The sequence below is a fragment of the Candidatus Aminicenantes bacterium genome (assembly GCA_026393795.1).
Classification (GTDB): domain Bacteria; phylum Acidobacteriota; class Aminicenantia; order UBA2199; family UBA2199; genus UBA2199.
Window position 1 is genome coordinate 1 of the sequence record JAPKZL010000039.1, and the last position, 1,513, is coordinate 1,513.

Annotated in this window: 3 protein-coding genes; all 3 read left to right on the forward strand. The window is 54.4% G+C overall.

The window, feature by feature from the left end; translation table 11 throughout:
* On the forward strand, positions 1-445 hold a 445-nt coding region (locus NTW95_01720; protein MCX6556143.1), incomplete at its 5' end, for an acetyl-CoA carboxylase biotin carboxylase subunit.
* Positions 445-1,254 carry an acetyl-CoA carboxylase, carboxyltransferase subunit beta gene (gene accD, locus NTW95_01725; protein ID MCX6556144.1) on the forward strand — a complete coding sequence of 270 codons (810 nt, stop codon included), beginning with the start codon at positions 445-447 and terminating at the stop codon, positions 1,252-1,254. The genes NTW95_01720 and accD, both read left to right, overlap by 1 nt.
* A gap of 18 nt (positions 1,255-1,272) precedes the next feature.
* Positions 1,273-1,513, forward strand: a 241-nt coding sequence (locus tag NTW95_01730; protein ID MCX6556145.1) for an acetyl-CoA carboxylase carboxyl transferase subunit alpha, incomplete at its 3' end; no start/stop codon positions are given.

A 1,513-nucleotide genomic window follows, 5' to 3' on the forward strand; every position in this document is an offset into this window, starting at 1 on the left:
GCAGACCGACCTGATCAAGCACCAGATACTGGTGGCCACCGGCGAGCCGCTGTCCTTGACCCAGGAACAAATTCACAAGTCGGGACATGCCATCGAGTGCCGCATCAATGCCGAGGATCCGGAAAACAATTTCCTGCCGCAAGCCGGTTCATTGAGCCAGTTCATTGTTCCCGGCGGACCGGGTGTCCGCATCGATTCAGGGGTCTTCCCCAAATACACCATTCCTCCCTACTATGATTCGATGATCGCCAAGCTGATCGTCTGGGGCGACACCAGCAAGGAAGCAATTTCCCGGATGAAAAGGGCCTTGCGCGAGTTCATCGTCGAGGGTGTGAAAACCACGATTCCCTTTCACTTGCAGATCATGCAGAATAAGGATTTTTTAAGCGGCGCCTACACAACCGGCTTTATTAGCAAAATGTTGGCGGCCAAGGGAGATCACTGATGCATTCCAAGCTGTTCATCAAATGCCAACAGTGCAGTACCACCCATTTCTATTCCTTTTTCAAGCACGCCCATTTTGTCTGTTCCCGCTGCGGTTATCATTTCCGGCTCGATGCGCCAACCTGGCTCAAACAACTATGCGACCGCGGTTCGTTCCGGGAACTCGACGAAAATCTGAAAAGTCTCGACCCCCTTGGTTTTCCGAAGTATGAATTAAAATTGGCACAGTCCGTCCAAAATACCGGGGCCAATGAAGCCGTGATGACGGGCGTGGCGGAAATCGATGGCTGCCCCGTGGCCCTGGCGGTGATGGAACCCAATTTCATCATGGCTTCCATGGGTTCCGTGGTCGGGGAAAAAGTGACGCGCCTGCTGGAATATGCCGCGCAGAATAACTTGCCCATGGTGATGATCATCTCTTCCGGGGGGGCGCGCATGCAGGAGGGAATCCTGTCGCTGATGCAAATGGCAAAAACCGCCGCCGCCATCCGCCGCCTCCATGAGAGCCATTTGCCACTGTTCACGGTATTGACCGATCCGACCACCGGCGGCGTGACCGCTTCCTATGCCATGCTGGGAGATATTATTGTCGCCGAGGCTGGTGCTCTGATCGGGTTCGCAGGGCCCCGGGTCATCCAGCAGACCATCGGCCAGAAACTGCCCGAAGGGTTTCAGCGCGCCGAGTTTTTGCTCGAGCACGGCATGCTCGATATAGTCGTACCCAGGAAAAACCTGAAAAAAACCCTGGTGACCATTTTAAAAATTCACCACAAACGGCCTTATACGCAACGGCCGCAGTATTTCAGCTGAGCAAGCGATGGTGCCGAAATGAAAGAATTGGGTTTGAACATGAAAACAGCACTGGAAACCGTGCGCCTGGCCCGGCACGGCAAGCGTCCGACAACCCGTGATTACATTGATGCCCTGATCGACGATTTCATCGAGTTGCACGGCGACCGGCGTTTTGCCGACGATCCGGCCATGGTAGCCGGCATCGGTTTTTTGGAAGGGATGCCGGTGACTATCTTGGGGCAGCAGAAAGGAAAAAATGTCAAGGAAAATATCCGCC